Here is a 17,417-nt window from a genome sequence, read left to right as displayed (position 1 = left end):
CCCACCCCGAACCCCCGAGGAGACCCACGACCATGGCCGTCAACCGCCGCCGCCCCCTCGCACTCGCCGCCGCCGTCGCGGTCGCCCTGGGGGTCGGCGCCCTCGCCGTCACCAGCGCCTCGGCCGCCGAAGCGCCGCTCAAGGACTACGAGTTGACCTGGGGCATCAAGCAGTCCTACCGCTCGTACGTGACCGGGATGGCGGCCGGTTCCTTCACCCCGGCCGACGGGGCGACGCAGGCGGCCGGCAACGGCGCGTTCACCTTCACCGACGGCAGCGGGACGTACGACTCCGGCACCCACGCCGTACGGCTCGGCTTCGCGGGCAGCCTGAAGATCGCCTCCAAGCTGCACGGCTTCGAACTCACCCTGTCGGACGTGAGGTTCGACAGCGCGGCGGCGAAGGTCACCGCCGACGTGACGAGCGGCGGCACGACGCGGGACGACGTCCCGCTCGCCGACGTCACCGTGACCCGCACGATGACGGACATGGAGACCAGACTGACGAAGGAGGCGGCGACGGTCCTCGGCAGCGCGGGCTACGAGGGGGCCGCGGGCGACCCGCTCACCGTGACGCAGAAGCCGGCCGCGACGCAGACGCCGTCGCCGACCGCGACCCCGACGTCGACCGCGACGAATTCCGCGTCCCCGGAGCCGACCTCGTCCGCGTCCGCCTCCGGCTCGCCCTCCTCCTCCGCTTCGCCCTCGGCGTCGGTCTCCTCGTCCCCGTCGCCTTCGGACCCGGCCTCGCAGGGCGCGAGCCCGAGCGCCTCGGCCTCCGGGACCGGTGCCGCCACGCGGGGCGAGATAGCGGACGGCACGCTCGGCTGGGGCGTGAAGCAGTCCTTCCGTACCTACGTCGTGGACGGCGCCGCGAAGGGGAAGATCACCGTGTCCGGCGGGGCGGCGCAGGCCGTCGGCAACGGAGCCTTCACCTTCCCGGACGCCACCGGCGCCTACGACACCGACGCCGACACCCTCACGGCCTCCTTCAAGGGCGCGGTGAACTTCGAGGGCCATGAGGAGAACGGCAGTTACGGGCTCGACCTCACTCTCAGCGAACTCGGGGTGGAGCTCGACGGCGGCTCCGGGAAGCTGACCGCCGACGTCGAAAGCCTCGGCGAGACCTCCGACGACGTCGTCCTCGCGGACCTGAGCGCGGACACCGCCGACCTGACGGCGACGGACGACGTGATCACTCTGGACGGGGTGACCGCCAGACTCACCGAGGCCGGCGCCGAGGCGTTCGGCGGCTTCTACGCCGAGGGCACCGAACTCGACCCGGTCGGCCTCTCGGTGGCGCTGAGCGACGACGCCCGGCTCCCGGACGGGGACGGCGGCTCGGACTCCGGCTCCGGGTCGGGCGGCTCCGGTACGTCGTCGGGCACCACGGGCGGCGCGGGGACGACAGGGTCCACGACGGGCGGTGTCGGCGGCGCGCTGGCCTCCACCGGGTCGGAGCTCCCGGCCGGAGCGCTCGGAGCCGTGGCCGCGGTGACCGTCGCCGCGGGCGCCGGTGCGGTGGTCGCGATGCGCAGGCGGCAGACGGTCTGATCCACCGGTCCGGTCCGTACGTCCGCCGACCGGTCCGACCGGACCCGGACCGCCCGTCTCCGGCACCGTTCCCGATGATCAGGGGGCATTCGGAGGCGGGCGGTCCGGTCGTGTGGGTCACCGATCGGGCGGATGAATGTTTGAATGCCGGAGTGACTGATTACGACGTGCTGCGGGTCTTCTGCGGACCAGGCGGCGGGTATGGCAATGAGCTCGGTGTCGTGCGCGAGGGCTCGGTGATGCCGGACCGCGCGGACCGGCAGGAGTTCGCCGCGAAGCTCGGCTTCAGCGAGACCGTGTTCGTCGACGACCCCGAGCGCGGGATCATCGACATCTACACCCCGTCGTCGCGGCTGCCCTTCGCGGGACACCCCTGTGTCGGGGTGGGCTGGCTGCTCGACGTGCCCGAACTGGTCACGCCCGCGGGTGTGGTGGGGGTCCGGCTGGACGGCGAGTTCAGCTGGATCGAGGCGCGCGCCGAATGGGCACCGCCGAGGACGCTCCGGCGGCACGAGACCGCGGCCGAGGTCGACGCGCTGGCCGTGCCGCCGTCGGGGGAGTGGATCTACGCCTGGGCCTGGGAGGACGAGGCCGCCGGCCGGGTGCGGGCCCGCGCCTTCCCCGGCCGCAACGACGGCATCGAGGAGGACGAGGCCACCGGGGCGGCGGCGCTGCTGCTGACCCAGCAGCTCGGCCGGGCCCTCAACATCACCCAGGGCGTCGGATCGCAGATCCTCACCGCACCGCAGCCGGGCGACTGGGTCGAGATGGGCGGCCGGGTCCGCCTGGAACGCTGAGCCCACGCCCATCGGGGCGGTGCACTCGAACCGGGGCCACACCGGCCCCGGCCAGGAGCGGTCCGCTCGAAACCGCGGGCCACACCGACCCCGGTCAGGGGCGGTCCGCTCGAAACCGGGGGTCATGCCGACCCCGGTCAGGGGCGCGGGGAACTGCGCGACCAGCCCCCACCGTCCCGCGGGCCCGCGAACCGCGACGGCCCCCCGGGGCCGGGGGAATCGGGGACACGGCCCCGGAGAACCCGGGGCGCCCGGGACCTGGTGCCGACCCCGCGGCCGGGAACCTTCACGCGGTCAGCGGGAACTCCTCGCCCAGAGCCCTGAACACCCCGGTGTTCAGGGCGAACGCCCGCTTGCACTCCGCCACGATCCGCTGCTTCTCCAGGTCGTCCGCCCGCACCCCGTCCAGCAGTTCGCGATAGCTCCGCTTGAACGCGGCCGGGTTGGAGATGTCCTCGAAGACGTAGAAGCGGACCCCGTCGCCCTTGCGGCTGAAGCCCCAGGTCTGCTCCGCCCGGCCGCGGATGATCTGGCCGCCGGAGAGGTCGCCCAGATAGCGCGTGTAGTGGTGGGCGACATAACCTCCCGGCCACTCGCGGGCGCACCGCGTGACCCGGTCCGCGTACGCGCGGGTCGCGGGCAGCGCGGTGAGCGTGTCCCGCCACTCGGGGCCCCGCAGATGGGCGAGGTCGCGTTCGAGGGCGGCGCGGCGCGGCAGCTCGGGCCGCAGGAAGGGCCCGGCCACCGGATCGGCGGCCAGCCGCTCGGTCTCCGCCTCCAGCGCCTCGTACACGAACCACAGTTGCTCGGTGTAGCGCGCGTACGCCTCGACGCCGAGCCGGCCGCCGAGCAGGTCGCTCATGAACGTCGAGGTCTCCGCCTCGGTGTGCGCCTCGTGCGACGCGGTGCGGATGAGCGTCGAGAACGGGGTGGCCGCCGGGCCCGTGGTGTCCGGCGCGCTCGTCGTGTCCGACGTGTCCGACGCGTTCATGGGGCCTCCGGAGTCGGTGGGGAAGGGCGAGTGCGTTGCAAGATCAGTCGAATCTTCTATGGTTAGGCTTACCTAAGTCAATAGACTTCCCGACATCCTGTCGGTAAAACCGTACCCCGATCGCCGGCCCCGGCCACATGAAAAACCCGCCCTGTGGACAGGGCGGGTTCAGCGGGTCCGGGACCTCCCGGCGGCTACGGAAGAGTGAGGATCTCCGCGCCGCTCGCGGTGACGACGAGGGTGTGCTCGAACTGGGCCGTGCGCTTGCGGTCCTTCGTCACGACGGTCCACCCGTCGTCCCACATGTCGTAGTCGTGCGTGCCGAGCGTGAGCATGGGCTCGATGGTGAAGGTCATCCCGGGCTGCATGACGGTGGTCGCGTGCGGGTTGTCGTAGTGCGGGACGATCAGCCCGGAGTGGAACGAGGAGTTGATCCCGTGCCCGGTGAAGTCACGGACGACCCCGTACCCGAAGCGCTTGGCGTACGACTCGATGACACGCCCGATGATGTTGATCTGGCGCCCCGGCCTGACCGCCTTGATCGCGCGGTCGAGGGACTCCCGGGTCCGCTCGACGAGGAGCCGTGACTCCTCGTCGACGTCGCCCACCAGGTAGGTCGCGTTGTTGTCGCCGTGCACACCGCCGATGTACGCCGTCACGTCCAGGTTCACGATGTCCCCGTCGCGCAGCACCGTGGAGTCGGGGATGCCGTGGCAGATGACCTCGTTGACCGACGTGCACAGCGACTTGGGGAAGCCGCGGTAGCCGAGGGTCGACGGGTAGGCGCCGTGGTCGCACATGTACGCGTGCGCCACCCGGTCCAGCTCGTCCGTCGTCACGCCCGGCGCGATGAGCTTCGCGGCCTCGGCCATCGCCTGCGCGGCGATCCGGCCGGCGACGCGCATCGCCTCGATCGTCTCGGGTGTCTGCACCTCCGGTCCGGTGTACGGCGTGGGGGCGGGCTTCCCGACGTACTCGGGACGCCTGATGTTTCCCGGCACGGAGCGGGTGGGAGAGAGCTCCCCTGGTACGAGCAGCGACTGGCCAGACATGGCAGCGAGTCTAACCAGCGGGCATGGGGGAACATGTCCTAGGCGAAAGGAGCTGGTGATGGCCCTGTTCAAGAAGCGGACGGTCGGCAAGCCCGGCGAGTGGTTCTACTGCCTGGAGCACAAGAAGGTCGAGGAGGGCCCCGAGTGCCCCGCCAAGGACCGCTTCGGCCCGTACGCCACCCGCGAGGAGGCCACGCACGCGATGGACCTCGCGCGGGAGCGGAACCTCGAATGGGAGACGGACCCGAAGTGGCACGACGCGTCGGGCAAGGCCCAGGGTCCCGAGGGCGGCTGAGGCGCCGGACGTCCGGGCGGACCGCGTCCGCTACCACCGGTACGACGGCGGGGCGGTGAGCCGGTCCGCGACGCGGGACAGGCGGTCGCGGAAGCGGTGGCGGCCGCGGGGCGCGGGCAGCGCGTTCTCCCCGGCCGCCGCACTGACCAGGTGCTGCACGGTGTCGAGGTCGAGCTCGGGGTCCGGCGGCACCGCGAGCGACTCGTGGGCCAGCGCCGGCAGCTCGCCCTCCCCGCGGGACAGGGCCAGCACCGTCGCCCCGGCCCGCCGGGCGTCGTGCACCCGCTCCAGCAGCGCGGCCCCGGGCGCGTCCGATGCCACCACGAGCAGGGTCTCCCCGCGCCGGGCCGCCTCGATCCGCCCGAGCCCCACCGCCAGGTGGGCCGGACCGGACTCCCGCGCCCCGTGCCGCACCAGCGTCGGCGACAGCTCCGGCGTCCCCGACCAGGCAGCCTCGTCCACCAGGTGCGCCGCGAGGTGCCAGGGTTCGTACGCCTCGGAACCGACCAGCAGCAACCCGCCGCCGTACGACACCACGGACCCCCGCAGGGTTCCCCCGAACCGTCTTGTCGCACCCAGCCATTCGGTCCCGGCAAGCACTTCGCGCAGCAATGCGACCCGTACGGCATCCATGGCCGCATCCTGCCGCAATGAGCCACTCGTGACCCGGAGTTCACCACGAATTCGCCCGGGTCGGGCAGAAGCCGGTACCGACGACCCCACGAGCGACCGCAGCAGGGAGCCGGCCATGACACAGCCGAGCGCAGCGACCGGCACCGGGACGGACACGGAGAGCGGCACGGGCACGGGCACGGGTACGGGTACGGGGGTGAGCGTGCCCTTCCGTGCCGGGCGCGAGGGCTACGCCGGCTTCCGGATCCCCGCCGTCGTCGCCACCCGGACCGGCACCCTGCTGGCGTTCTGCGAGGGCCGGGTCGACTCCGCGAAGGACCACGGACACATCGACATCGTGCTCAAGCGGTCCACGGACGGCGGCCGGACCTGGGGCCCGCTCCAGGTCGTCGCGAACAACGGGACCGACCTCGCCGGCAACCCGGCGCCCGTCACCCTCGACACCGGCCGCGTCCTGCTCGTCCACGTCCGCAGCGCGGCCTCCGCCACCGAGGACGCCCTCCTGCGCGGCAAGGTGAGGGCGGCCGACGGGCGGCGCGTATGGGTGCAGCACAGCGACGACGAGGGACGCACCTGGTCGGCGCCCGAGGAGATCACCGCACAGGTGAAGAAGGCGGGCTGGCGCTGGTACGCCACGACCCCCGGGCACGCCCTCCAGCTCGGCTCCGGCCGGGTGGTCGTGCCCGGCAACCACACCCTGGCGCCCACCGGCACCGACAACGGCACCGAGGCGAAGTACAACAGCGGGCACTGCCTGCTCAGCGACGACCGGGGAGCGACCTGGTACCTCGGCTACCTCGACGAGAACACCAACGGGTACGTCAACGTCAACGAGACCACCGCCGCCGAACTCCCCGACGGCCGCGTCTACTTCAACACCCGCAACGACTCCCCCTCGCCCGGCAACCGCGCCGACGCCCACTCCCTCGACGGCGGCAGGACCCTGGTCAGGCCGTTCCGTCCGCAGGCCGGTCTGGTCACCCCGGTCGTCCAGGGCAGCCTGCTCCAGCTCCGCGACCCGGACCTGCTCCTGTTCTCCGGACCCGCGGACCCGGGGTTCCGCGCGCTGATGACGGTCCGCGCCTCGGCCGACGGCGGCACCACCTGGCGGTCCGCGCACACGGTGGACGGACTGCCCGCCGCATACTCCGACCTGGTCCGCGTCGACACCGGGACGGTCGGACTCCTCTACGAGACGGGCGACTTCGGCGCGTACGAGACGATCACCTTCCGGCGCATCCCCGTGACCGCGCTCGGGTGACCGTCCTCACCCGGGGTGCTCCGCCGCCCCGGGCGCCCCGCCGCGGCCCACGCACGTACAGTCGGCCCATGACCTCTACTGACAGCGCACAGAAGGCCCCCGCCAAGGACCCCTGGGACCTGCCCGACGTGTCCGGGCTCGTCGTCGGCGTGCTCGGCGGCACCGGTCCGCAGGGCAAGGGCCTGGCCTACCGCCTCGCCAGGGCGGGCCAGAAGGTGATCATCGGCTCGCGCGCCGCCGACCGCGCGCACGCCGCGGCCGAGGAGCTCGGCAACGGCGTCGAGGGCGCCGACAACGCCGAGACCGCGCGGCGCAGCGACATCGTGATCGTCGCCGTGCCCTGGGAGGGCCACGGCAAGACCCTCGAGTCGCTGCGCGAGGAACTGGCCGGAAAGCTGGTCGTCGACTGCGTCAACCCGCTCGGCTTCGACAAGCAGGGCGCCTACGCGCTGAAGCCGGAGGAGGGCAGCGCCGCGCAGCAGGCCGCCGCCCTGCTGCCCGGCTCCCGGGTCACCGCGGCCTTCCACCACCTCTCCGCCGTGCTGCTCGCGGACCCGGAGATCGAGGAGATCGACACCGATGTGATGGTCCTCGGCGAGGAGCGGGCCGACGTCGAGATCGTCCAGGCCCTCGCGGGCCGCATCCCCGGCATGCGGGGCGTGTTCTCCGGCCGCCTGCGCAACGCCCATCAGGTCGAGGCCCTGGTCGCCAACCTGATCTCGGTGAACCGCCGCTACAAGGCGCACGCGGGCCTGCGGGTGACGGACGTCTAGGACCCCCTCGCCCGGACGGACGGCAGGTCCCGGGGGGTGCGCGGGTCCTCGCTCCGGTGGGGGACACTGGTGCCAAGCAGTGTCCCCCCGACAGGAGCCGACCCCATGCCCCGCCTCGCTCTCTACGCCCTCGCCGTCTGTGTGCTGTCCGTGGCCGCGGCCGTCGTCTCGTTCGTCCAGGGCAGCTGGCTGGGCATCGTGTGGGTGCTGCTGGCGGGCCTGTCGTCGAACATGACCTGGTACTACGCGCGGCGGGGCAGGGCGTAGCGGCCGGCCGGGACACCGGCCGGCGTCACCCGCCGGGTCACGACCGCAGACAGATGTCGTTGTCCGTCTCCCAGAAGCGGTAGAGCCACTGTCCGCAGTCGGCGTCACGGCCCTCGATGCCGAGACCGCCCAGGACCGTGTCGATCAGGTGGAAGAACTCCCTGTTCACCGACGGGATCCACAGCAGCGCGAACACCGCGAGCAGTCCGAACGGCGCGAACGGCTCGACCTGGCGGCGGACACCGTACGACAGCCAGGGCTCGATCACGCCGTAGCCGTCCAGGCCCGGGACCGGCAGGGAGTTCAGGATCGCGGCCGTGACCTGGAGCAGCGCGAGGAACGCCAGCGCGTAGCGGAAGGCGGGCGGGACGCCGTCCAGGGCGTGCAGCCAGAACGGGGCCGTGCACACGACGGCGAACAGCACGTTCGTCAGCGGTCCCGCCGCCGAGATCAGGCTGTGCTTCCAGCGGCCGCGGATGCGCCCGCGCTCGATGAAGACCGCGCCGCCCGGCAGCCCGATCCCGCCCATGATCACGAAGATCACGGGCAGCACGATGCTCAGCAGGGCGTGTGTGTAGGCGAGAGGATTGAGGCTCAGGTAGCCCTTCGTGCCGACCGTGATGTCTCCGCTGTGCAGCGCGGTGCGCGCGTGCGCGTACTCGTGGAGACAGAGCGAGACGACCCAGGCCGCCGTCACGAAGAGGAACACGGCCACGCCGGGCTGCTCGGCGAACCCGGTCCAGGTCGCCCAGCCCGCCACCCCCATGACGGCGGCGATGCCGACGAAGACGGGACTGATCCTCCGGTCGCTGCGGCGGGTCGTGGCGGTGGTCATGGCGCTCCTGGACTGGCTGGACGGACGACGGTGTGCTCGGGGCCTGCCCGACCGTACCGGGCTCATGCCGAAAACGTCTCGCGATCGGGTATCGGTTCCGGGGAGGCTGGGGGAATGGGACTGTGGCGGGTGTTCTACGCGGACTGGCAGATGGAGTGCTGCGGCACCCCCTTCTCGGTCGGGGACGAGGTGACCTGGCCGCTCCTGCTGGACGAAGGGGGCGAGACGCTCGGCGGAGGCTGGTCCGGGGCGATCGCCGAGATCACGGCGACGGCGGAGCACGTGCGCGACGACGGAGCCGAGATGCGGGTGCTGCGCGCGGACGACGGCCTGGTCGTGGCGCTGTCCGCCGATCCCGGGGACGGTGCCGCCTCGGACGGTGACGGGACGTGGCCGGGACCCGGCCGTCGGGTCACGAGGAGTGGCCTGCTCACCGTCGAGCGGCACGGGGCCCGGTGGCCCGAGACGACCGGCACGGTCCGTACGATCCACCTGGTGCGCCAGGACTTCGCGGAGATCGCGCCCGGCTCGCGCACCCGGGAACCGGTGCCCGCGTCGCGCTCGTCGGAAGCCGTGGACCGCTGCCCCAAGTGGTTCGGCGGGGGCGGCGTCGGAGTCCTGGCCGAACTCCACGTACCCGGCCCCCACCCCTGACGTCAGCGGAGACAATGGACCCCGTGCGCTACCGCATCCTCGGCACCACCCAGGCACTCCGCCCCGACGGCACGCCCGTCCCGGTCGGCGGGGCGCGGCTGCGCGCCCTGCTGACCGTCCTCGCGCTGCGGCCCGGACGGACCGTCTCCGCGGCCGTCCTGGTCGACGAGGTGTGGAACGGGGACCTGCCCGCGGACGCGACCGGCGCGCTGCAGGCGCTGATCGGGCGGCTGCGCAGGGCGCTCGGCGCGGACGCGGTGGAGTCGGTCGAGGGCGGCTACCGGCTGGTGGCGGCGTCCGACGACATCGACCTGCACCGTTTCGAGCGGCTCGCGGGCGAGGGCACCCGCGCCCTCGCCGACGGCGATCCCGCCAAGGCGGCTGCCGCCCTGGACGACGCCCTCGCCCTGTGGAGCGGCCCCGCGCTCGCGGACCTCCCCGACCGCACCGCCGAGGCGGCCCACTGGGAGACCCGCCGCCTGCACGCCCGGTGCACCCGCCTCACCGCGGCCCTGGCCCTCGGCCACGCCGAATCCGCCCTCCCCGAACTGACCGCCCTGTGCGACGCCCACCCCCTGGACGAGCCCCTCCAGGCCCTGCGTCTGCGCGCGTTGCGTGACGCGGGTCGCACGGCCGAGGCCCTGTCCGCCTACGAGGACGTACGACAGCTGCTGGCCGATCGCCTGGGCTCCGACCCCGGTGCCGAACTGCGATCCCTGCACGGGGAGTTGCTGCGCCCGGCCGGGAGTGACGGAGGGGCCCGGGGTCCGGAAACGCGCTCCCCTGGCGCCGATCGCGCTCGCGCGGCGGCCGACGGCACCCGCCCCTCACCACCGCCCCCCGGCAACCTCCGTGCCCGGCTCACGTCCTTCGTGGGACGCGAGAAGGACATCGATGCCATCCGGGGCGATCTCTCGGCGGCCCGGCTCGTGACCCTGCTCGGCCCCGGCGGGGCGGGCAAGACACGGCTGTCGCAGGAGGCGGCCGAGGCTCTGGCCCCCGCCCCGCGGGATGGGGTGTGGCTGGCCGAACTGGCCCCGGTGGACGATCCGAAGGCGGTGCCCGAGGCCGTGCTGACCGCCGTCGGCGCCCGCGAGACCGTACTGCGCGGAGCCGGTGCCGAGGAGATGCGCGCCGTGGCCGACCGGCACGACGACCCGCTCACCCGGCTCGCCGAACACTGCGCCAAGCGCCGGATGCTGATCGTCCTCGACAACTGCGAGCACGTCGTCGACGCCGCCGCGCATCTCGCCGAGGCGCTGCTGGAGCGCTGTCCCGGTGTGACCGTGCTCGCCACCAGCCGTGAACCCCTCGGTGTACCGGGGGAGTTGCTCCGTCCGGTGGACCCGCTGCCGGAGCCCGTCGCGCTGCGGCTGCTCACCGACCGGGGAGCCGCCGCCCGGCCCGGCTTCCGCGTCGAGGACGACCCGGAGGCGGCCGCCGAGATCTGCCGGCGTCTGGACGGACTCCCGCTCGCCATCGAACTCGCCGCCGCCCGGCTGCGGATGCTCACCCCGCGCCAGATCGCCGACCGGCTCGACGACCGGTTCCGGCTGCTGACCTCGGGCAGCCGTACCGTGCTGCCCCGGCAGCAGACCCTGCGCGCCGTCGTCGACTGGTCCTGGGACCTGCTCGACGAGACCGAACGGGACACCCTGGGACGGCTGTCCGTGTTCGCGGGCGGCTGTGACCTCGCCGCCGCCGAGGCGGTGTGCGGTCCGGCGGCGCTGGACGTCCTCGGTTCGCTCGTCGACAAGTCCCTCGTCGTCGCCGCCCCTTCGGGCGAGGGGGACACCCAGATGCGCTACCGGCTGCTGGAGACCGTCGCCGAGTACGCGCGCGAACGCCTGGACGAGTCCGGCGCCCGCGGGGCCACCGAGCGCGCCCACCTCACGTACTACCGCGAACTCGCCCGCACCACCGACCCGTTGCTGCGCGGACCCGGACAGCGTTCCGCGATCGACGTCATCGAGCGCGAGTACGAGAACCTGCGCACCGCCCTGCGGCACGCCGTCGCCGAACGCGACGAGCAGGAGGCGCTGTGCATGGTCCACTCGCTTGCCTGGTACTGGCAGATCCGTGACCAGCGCATCGACGCCCGCGCCTGGTCCCTGGAGGTGATGGGCCTCGGTCCCGACCCCTTCGCCCCGCCCGCCCGGCCGGCCGCCGCGCTGTACGAGCGCTGCACGGACTTCCCGCCGCCGATGCGCGAGGCGGTCCTGGAGGAGGCCCGGCGCGGCGTCCACCTCATCCACCTCGCCTACATGGACATGGACATGGGCGCCTGGCAGACCCCCCAGGCCCAGGAGAAGCTCCGCGCGATCAGCATGACGTACGAGCCCGGCATGCCGCAGACCTGCCGCGCCCCCGGCTACCTCTGGTTCTACGCCGTGCTGCTCACCGGAACGATGGAGCGGTTCACCGAGGTGATCAACAAGACGGTCAGCACCTGCCGCGAACTCGGCTACGACTGGGAACTGGCCACCTCCCTGCAGATGCGCGCCAACATCCTCGCCAACCGCGCCGACATGGCGGGCGACGCCACCGTGGACGCCGACGAGGCACTGGAGCTCTTCGGACGCATCGGGGACGGCTGGGGCGCCGCCGAATCGCTCTCCGCGCGCGGGGAGGCCCATGAGCGCAAGGGCGACTTCCGGGCCGCCGCCGCGGACTACGCGGAGGCGGCGGAGTACGCCGAGCGGCTGGGCGCACGGGCCCAGAGGGCGGTGCTCAACGTCCGGCTCGGCAGCATGTACATGGAGCTGGGGGAGACCGAGCGGGGCGAGCGGATGATCCGCGACGTCCTCGCGACCGGGCACGGTGCCCACAACGAGGCCATGCCGGCGGCCCACCTCTTCCTCGCGACCTGGCTCGGCCGCACCGGCCGGACCGACGAGGCGCGCGAGCAGATACGGCTGCTCCGGCAGGACTTCGGGGCCGCTTCCTTCGTCCTGTTCGACGGGTTCATGCTCGGTGTGGAGGCCTGGCTGGACGCGATCGACGGGCAGTGCGAGAGCGCCCTGGACAAGGCGCGCCGAGCGCTGGGCGCCGTCGACCGGCTGTCGCGGATGATCGCGCCGCACATGCCCTCCGCCCATCTGATGACGGCGGCCATCGCCCTGAACGGCCTGGACGGCGGTGGTCGCGCGACGGACGCGGCCCGGCTCCTCGGCGCCGCGGACGCCCTGCTGCCGCCGGGCCACGTCCCCAATCCCATGGAGGTGGAGGTGCGTGAGCAGGCCGAGTCGGGCGCGCGGGCCCTGCTCGGCGACGCGGCGTACGAGGCGGCGTACGCGGAGGGCGGCGGCCTCTCCCTGGAGGAGGCCACCGCCCTCGTCTGAGGCGCGGACGCGAACCGGCCCGTCCCGGCCCCGCCGACGGGGGCCGGGTCCGTGCGTCGGACGTCAGCTCTTGGTGCGGAACTTGTGGATGGCGATGGGCGCCATCACCACGGTGAGGCCCAGCGACCAGGCGAGCGTCACCCACAGGCCGTGCTCGACCGGACCGCCCACCATCAGCCCGCGTGCCGCGTCCGCGAGGGAGGACAGCGGGTTGTACTCGGTGAAGTTCTGCAGCCAGCCCGGCATCGACTGGGTCGGCGCGAAGATCGACGAGCCGAACTGGAGCGGCATCAGCACCAGGAAGCCCATCGCCTGCACGGACTGCGCGCTCTTCATGATCACACCGAGGGTGAGGAACACCCACATCAGGGCCGAGCCGAAGACCGCGGACAGGCCCACGGAGGCGAACAGACCGGGCCAGTTGGTGATGTGGAAGCCGACCAGGACACCGACGACCATGAGGACCGCGGTCGCGATCAGCATGCGCATCAGCTCGACCGCGATCTTGGCGAACAGCACCGAGCCGCGCCCGATCGGCAGGGACCGGAACCGGTCCATGACACCGGAGTTGAAGTCGGTGTTGAAGCCGGTGCCCACTCCCTGGGCCATGTTCATGCCCATCATGGCCATCAGGCCGGGCACGACGTACTGCACGTACCGCTCCTGGCCGCCGCCGAGCGACTGCCCGATGGAGCCGCCGAAGACGTAGACGAACAGCAGCGTGAAGATGACCGGGAACAGGATCGCGTCGAACATCGACTCCGGGTCCTGGCGGATCCACAGCAGGTTGCGGCGGATCAGCGCGCCGGTGTGCCGCAGGTGCGCGCGGGGCGAGATGCGGGGGTCGCCCTTGACGGCGAGGGGGGCTTCGACGGAAGGGAGGTCCGCGGCGGAGCCGCTCTTCTCAAGGGTGGCGGTGGGCGACGGGCGGGCGCTCATGCGGAGACCTCCTCGTAGGCGCGGGCGGGGTTCTCGTCCTGCGGGGCACTGGCCTTGTGGCCGGTGAGGGAGAGGAACACCTCGTCCAGACTGGGCAGTTCGGTGGAGATGGAGGCGATCGTGATGCCGCGCGCGGTGACCGCGCCGACCACGGCGGTGAGCTGCTCGTCGCTGAGGACCGGGACCAGCACGCTGTCGGTCTCGGCGTCCACGATCGTCGTGGCGAGGCCGGTGAGCCCCAGCTCGTCGAACATGGCGGCCAGCGGGCGCAGTTGCAGCGGGTCCGCCGGGCGGATCCGCAGCGTCCGGCCGCCGACGCGCGCCTTCAGCTCGTCGATCCGGCCGCCGGCGATGACCTTGCCGCGGTCGATGACCGTCAGCTCGGAGGCCAGCTGCTCGGCCTCCTCCATGTACTGGGTGGTGAGCAGCACGGTGACGCCGTCGGCGACCATGCGCTTGACCTCCTGCCACACCTCGTTGCGGGTGCGCGGGTCGAGGCCGGTCGTCGGCTCGTCCAGGTACAGCACGGCCGGGCTGCCGATCATCGAGGCGGCGAGGTCGAGCCGGCGGCGCATGCCGCCGGAGTACGTGGACGCCGGGCGCTTGGCCGCCTCCGTGAGGGAGAAGCGCTCCAGGAGCTCGTCGGCGCGCCGGCGGGCCTCCTTGCGGGGCAGGTCGAGCAGCCGTCCGATCAGGTAGAGGTTCTCCCAGCCGGGGAGCTTCTCGTCGACCGAGGCGTACTGGCCGGTGAGGCCTATCACCCGGCGCAGCTGCCGGGGCTGCCTCAGCACGTCGAAGCCGGCGACCGTGGCCGTTCCGGCGTCGGGGGTGATGAGGGTGGACAGGCAGCGGACGAGGGTGGTCTTGCCGGCGCCGTTGGGACCCAGTACTCCGAGGACGGTGCCCTCGCGCACGTCCAGGTCGACCCCGTCCAGCGCCTTGGTCTCGCCGTAGTGCTTGACCAGCCCCCGTACGGTGACGGCGCTGCGGCCGGTCGCAGCTTGCCGGGGCGTGTTGTCGATTCGCGTCATGTCCATCAAGGTGCCAGCCGCCACCGACAGACGACCGACAGGCCGCCTACAGGGCCCGATCGTTACCGATAGGTCGCCGACAGTCGACCGACAGCGTGCCCGAAACGGCGACAACCCGCCGACGGGGGAAGATCGGCGGGTTGTCCCTGGTGCCGCAGTGGCTCGGGGCCCGGAGGTTCCGGGACCTCGCGGGGCCGGGGTCCCACCGGCCGGCCGCGCGTCCCGTACCCCGGGGGTCAGTGGACGGAGTGCTCCTCCAGCGGGAACGTCCCGCCGACGACGTCCTCGGCGAACGCCTTCGCCGCGTCGCCCATGACGCGGCGCAGGTCGGCGTACTGCTTGACGAACTTCGGCATCCTGCCGCCGGTCAGACCGAGCATGTCGGTCCACACCAGGACCTGGGCGTCCGTCTCGGCGCCCGCGCCGATGCCCACGGTCGGGATGTGCAGGGTGCGCGTGACCTCGGCGGCGAGTTCCGCCGGGACCAGTTCGAGGACGACGGCGAAGGCGCCCGCGTCCTGGACCGCCTTGGCGTCCCGCAGCAGCTGGTGCGCGGCCTCCTCGCCCCGGCCCTGGACGCGGTAGCCCATGGCGTTCACGGACTGCGGGGTCAGGCCGATGTGCGCCATCACCGGGATGCCGGACTCCACCAGCAGCTCGATCTGGCGGTGCGAGCGCTCGCCGCCCTCCAGCTTCACCGCGCCGACCCCGGCCTCCTTGACCAGGCGGGTCGCCGAGCGCAGCGCCTGCACCGGGCCTTCCTGGTAGGACCCGAAGGGCAGGTCGCCGACGATCAGGGCCCGGCTGGTGCCCCGGACGACCGCGGCGGACAGCATGGTCATCTCGTCCATGGTCACCGGGACGGTCGTCTCGTACCCCAGGTGGCAGTTGCCGGCCGAGTCGCCGACGAGCATGACCGGGATGCCGGCCTCGTCGAAGACGGACGCGGTCATCGCGTCGTACGCCGTGAGCATGGGCCACTTCTCGCCGCGCTCCTTGGCGGCGGTGATGTCGCGCACCGTGATACGGCGGGTGCTCTTGCCCCCGTACAGCGCCTTGCTGCCGGTGGCCTTGAGGGCACCCTCCGCAGGCTGCTTCTGGGCAGCCGAAAGCTGCGTCATCGCAACGGCTCCTTATGTCATCTCGAGGCACCCTGACGGCGTCCCCGGATCACCTCCATGGTGGCACCTCGTGCTGTGCGCGGCTAGAGCCGGCCCGCCGGACCCGGTGTCGTTCCCGCCACGTCCCCGGCAGCCCCGGCCCGTCCCACCCCGGCCCAGGGTCCCGGGCCTCTTCGTAAGTTCTCCGTAAAGCATTTCCGATACGAGACGGTGCCGTATCGAATCGCCCGTAGGGTGGCCGTCATGACAACTTCCGCTCCTCCGCTCGACCGGCGAGTGCCCGAGGCGGTGCACCGGCGCCGCTGGGCGATCCTCGGCGTGCTCATGCTCAGCCTGCTGATCGTGGTGCTCGACAACTCCATCCTGAACGTCGCGATCAAGACGATCTCGACCCCGGCGCCCACCGGTCTCGGCGCCACCCAGGGTGAGCTGGAGTGGGCCATCAACGCCTACACCCTCGTCTTCGCCGGCCTCCTGTTCACCGCGGGCCTCCTCGGTGACCGGCTCGGCCGCAAGAAGGTGCTGCTCGCCGGTCTCGCCGTCTTCGGCGCCGGTTCCGCGCTGGCCGCCGAGTCCGGCTCGCCGGTCCAGCTCATCGCGTTCCGCGCGCTGATGGGTCTCGGCGCCGCCTTCGTGATGCCCGCCACCCTCGCCGTCCTGATGAACGTCTTCGAGCGCGACGAGCAGCCCAAGGCCATCGGCATCTGGGCCGGCGGCGTCGGCCTCGCCATCGCGATCGGCCCGATCACCGGCGGTGTGCTCCTGGACCACTTCTGGTGGGGCTCGGTCTTCCTGATCAACGTGCCCATCGTGGTCCTCGCGATCGGCCTGATGATCTGGCTGGTCCCCGACTCCCGCGACCCCGACCCGGGCCGCCTGGACCCGGTCGGCGTGGTCCTCTCCGTCATCGGACTCGTCCTGCTCGTCTACGGCATCATCAAGGGCGGCCAGCTCGCCGACTTCACCGACCCGCAGGTCCTCGCGACGATCGGCGCCGGTGTCGTCGTCCTCGTCGGCTTCGTGCTGTTCGAGAAGCGCAGCGACCACCCGTCCATCGACGTCACGTACTTCCAGAACAAGGTCTTCTCGGCGGCGATCTCGGCCATCGCGCTCGTGTTCTTCGCGCTCATGGGCGTGACCTTCTTCTCCGTCTTCTACACCCAGAGCGTGCGGGGCTACTCGCCGTTGCAGACCGGTCTGCTGATGCTCCCGCTGGCCGTCGCCCAGCTGATCTTCGCGCCGCGCGCGCGGCTGGTCGTCGACCGCTTCGGCAACCGCGTCACCTGCACGGCCGGTCTGGTGATCATCGCCGCGATGCTGGCCGCGTTCGCCACGCTGGAGGCGGACACCCCGATCTGGCTCCTCGAGGTCATCTTCTTCCTGATGGGCACCGGCATGGCGCACATCATGACCCCGACCAGCGTCGTCATCATGCAGGCGCTGCCGCGCGAGAAGGCCGGCTCCGCGTCCGCGCTGAGCAACACCTTCCGCCAGGTCGGCGGTGCCCTCGGCATCGCGGTCCTCGGCTCCGTGCTCTCCACCGCCTACCGCAACGGCATCGAGGACAAGCTCGCCCTCGTCCCGGCCCCGCTGCGGCACACCGCGGGCGAGTCCATCGAGGCCACCCTCGGCGTCGCCGCCAAGCTCGGTCCGCAGGGCAAGGCCCTCGTCACCCCGGCCAACGACGCCTTCCTGCACGCGATGCACGTCACCGCCCTGTGCGGCGCGGGCGTCGCGGTCATCGGCGCGGTGATCGTCGCCCTGTTCCTGCCCGGCCGTCCCGCGGCCCCGCAGAAGGGCGAGGACGGGGCCGAGCTGGTGACGGCCGGCCTCGGACAGGACTGACACCGGCGCACACGACCGTGGACACCCCG

The 17,417-nt window shown here is 72.5% G+C and carries 16 protein-coding genes; 9 read left to right on the top strand and 7 right to left on the bottom strand.

Annotation, left to right across the window (positions count from 1 at the left end):
• Positions 1-32 precede the first annotated feature (32 nt).
• A complete protein-coding gene (locus tag CW362_RS13955; protein ID WP_103549757.1) occupies positions 33-1,553 on the top strand; it encodes an HtaA domain-containing protein in 1,521 nt (506 codons plus the stop codon).
• 152 nt (positions 1,554-1,705) lie between these two features.
• Positions 1,706-2,350: a PhzF family phenazine biosynthesis protein gene (locus tag CW362_RS13950; RefSeq protein ID WP_103549756.1), complete on the top strand. Its 645-nt coding sequence runs from the start codon at positions 1,706-1,708 to the stop codon at positions 2,348-2,350.
• Between the two features lie 286 nt (positions 2,351-2,636).
• Here CW362_RS13950 and CW362_RS13945 read toward each other — a convergent pair whose 3' ends face one another.
• Both CW362_RS13945 and map read right to left on the bottom strand, forming a co-directional pair.
• Entirely contained in the window at positions 2,637-3,341 is a 705-nt protein-coding gene (locus CW362_RS13945) for a biliverdin-producing heme oxygenase (RefSeq protein WP_103549755.1), read from the bottom strand.
• A 194-nt stretch (positions 3,342-3,535) separates the two neighbouring features.
• Positions 3,536-4,393, bottom strand: a complete 858-nt coding sequence (map, locus tag CW362_RS13940; RefSeq protein ID WP_037623897.1) for a type I methionyl aminopeptidase — start codon at positions 4,391-4,393, stop codon at positions 3,536-3,538.
• A gap of 58 nt (positions 4,394-4,451) precedes the next feature.
• Between map and CW362_RS13935 the strand changes: the two genes are divergently transcribed.
• Entirely contained in the window at positions 4,452-4,688 is a 237-nt protein-coding gene (locus tag CW362_RS13935) for a hypothetical protein (protein WP_206300954.1), read from the top strand.
• Between the two features lie 30 nt (positions 4,689-4,718).
• Here CW362_RS13935 and CW362_RS13930 read toward each other — a convergent pair whose 3' ends face one another.
• Positions 4,719-5,321 carry a hypothetical protein gene (locus tag CW362_RS13930; RefSeq protein WP_103549753.1) on the bottom strand — a complete coding sequence of 201 codons (603 nt, stop codon included), beginning with the start codon at positions 5,319-5,321 and terminating at the stop codon, positions 4,719-4,721.
• 115 nt (positions 5,322-5,436) lie between these two features.
• Here CW362_RS13930 and CW362_RS13925 point away from each other — a divergent pair, with 115 nt between their 5' ends.
• The 3 genes from CW362_RS13925 to CW362_RS43765 all read left to right on the top strand — a co-directional run bounded on the left by CW362_RS13925 (position 5,437) and on the right by CW362_RS43765 (position 7,622).
• On the top strand, positions 5,437-6,582 hold the full coding sequence (locus CW362_RS13925) for a sialidase family protein (protein WP_103549752.1): 1,146 nt from the start codon (positions 5,437-5,439) through the stop codon (positions 6,580-6,582).
• A gap of 68 nt (positions 6,583-6,650) precedes the next feature.
• On the top strand, positions 6,651-7,355 hold the full coding sequence (npdG, locus tag CW362_RS13920) for an NADPH-dependent F420 reductase (RefSeq protein WP_103549751.1): 705 nt from the start codon (positions 6,651-6,653) through the stop codon (positions 7,353-7,355).
• Positions 7,356-7,460: 105 nt separating this feature from the next.
• A complete protein-coding gene (locus tag CW362_RS43765) occupies positions 7,461-7,622 on the top strand; it encodes a hypothetical protein (protein ID WP_167455616.1) in 162 nt (53 codons plus the stop codon).
• A gap of 37 nt (positions 7,623-7,659) precedes the next feature.
• On the opposite strand, the gene CW362_RS13915 is transcribed toward CW362_RS43765, so the two are convergent.
• On the bottom strand, positions 7,660-8,457 hold the full coding sequence (locus CW362_RS13915; protein ID WP_103549750.1) for a site-2 protease family protein: 798 nt from the start codon (positions 8,455-8,457) through the stop codon (positions 7,660-7,662).
• A 114-nt stretch (positions 8,458-8,571) separates the two neighbouring features.
• On the opposite strand from CW362_RS13915, the gene CW362_RS13910 reads away from it, so the two are divergent.
• Both CW362_RS13910 and CW362_RS13905 read left to right on the top strand, forming a co-directional pair.
• Complete coding sequence (locus CW362_RS13910) at positions 8,572-9,111, top strand: DUF6578 domain-containing protein (RefSeq protein ID WP_103549749.1); 540 nt, start codon at positions 8,572-8,574, stop codon at positions 9,109-9,111.
• A 14-nt stretch (positions 9,112-9,125) separates the two neighbouring features.
• Positions 9,126-12,452 carry an AfsR/SARP family transcriptional regulator gene (locus CW362_RS13905; protein WP_103549748.1) on the top strand — a complete coding sequence of 1,109 codons (3,327 nt, stop codon included), beginning with the start codon at positions 9,126-9,128 and terminating at the stop codon, positions 12,450-12,452.
• A gap of 63 nt (positions 12,453-12,515) precedes the next feature.
• Here CW362_RS13905 and CW362_RS13900 read toward each other — a convergent pair whose 3' ends face one another.
• The 3 genes from CW362_RS13900 to panB form a co-directional block, all read right to left on the bottom strand.
• Entirely contained in the window at positions 12,516-13,391 is an 876-nt protein-coding gene (locus tag CW362_RS13900; RefSeq protein ID WP_240657779.1) for an ABC transporter permease, read from the bottom strand.
• Entirely contained in the window at positions 13,388-14,422 is a 1,035-nt protein-coding gene (locus CW362_RS13895) for an ATP-binding cassette domain-containing protein (protein WP_162684066.1), read from the bottom strand. The genes CW362_RS13900 and CW362_RS13895 overlap by 4 nt, the downstream gene beginning before the upstream one ends.
• A 236-nt stretch (positions 14,423-14,658) precedes the next feature.
• Positions 14,659-15,543 carry a 3-methyl-2-oxobutanoate hydroxymethyltransferase gene (gene panB / locus CW362_RS13890; RefSeq protein WP_103549746.1) on the bottom strand — a complete coding sequence of 295 codons (885 nt, stop codon included), beginning with the start codon at positions 15,541-15,543 and terminating at the stop codon, positions 14,659-14,661.
• Positions 15,544-15,786: 243 nt separating this feature from the next.
• Here panB and CW362_RS13885 point away from each other — a divergent pair, with 243 nt between their 5' ends.
• Positions 15,787-17,388 carry an MFS transporter gene (locus CW362_RS13885; RefSeq protein ID WP_103549806.1) on the top strand — a complete coding sequence of 534 codons (1,602 nt, stop codon included), beginning with the start codon at positions 15,787-15,789 and terminating at the stop codon, positions 17,386-17,388.
• Positions 17,389-17,417 lie beyond the last annotated feature (29 nt).

This window comes from Streptomyces populi (assembly GCF_002911015.1).
Taxonomy (GTDB): Bacteria; Actinomycetota; Actinomycetes; order Streptomycetales; family Streptomycetaceae; genus Streptomyces; species Streptomyces populi.
This window is presented reverse-complemented; position numbering and strand designations above follow the sequence as displayed.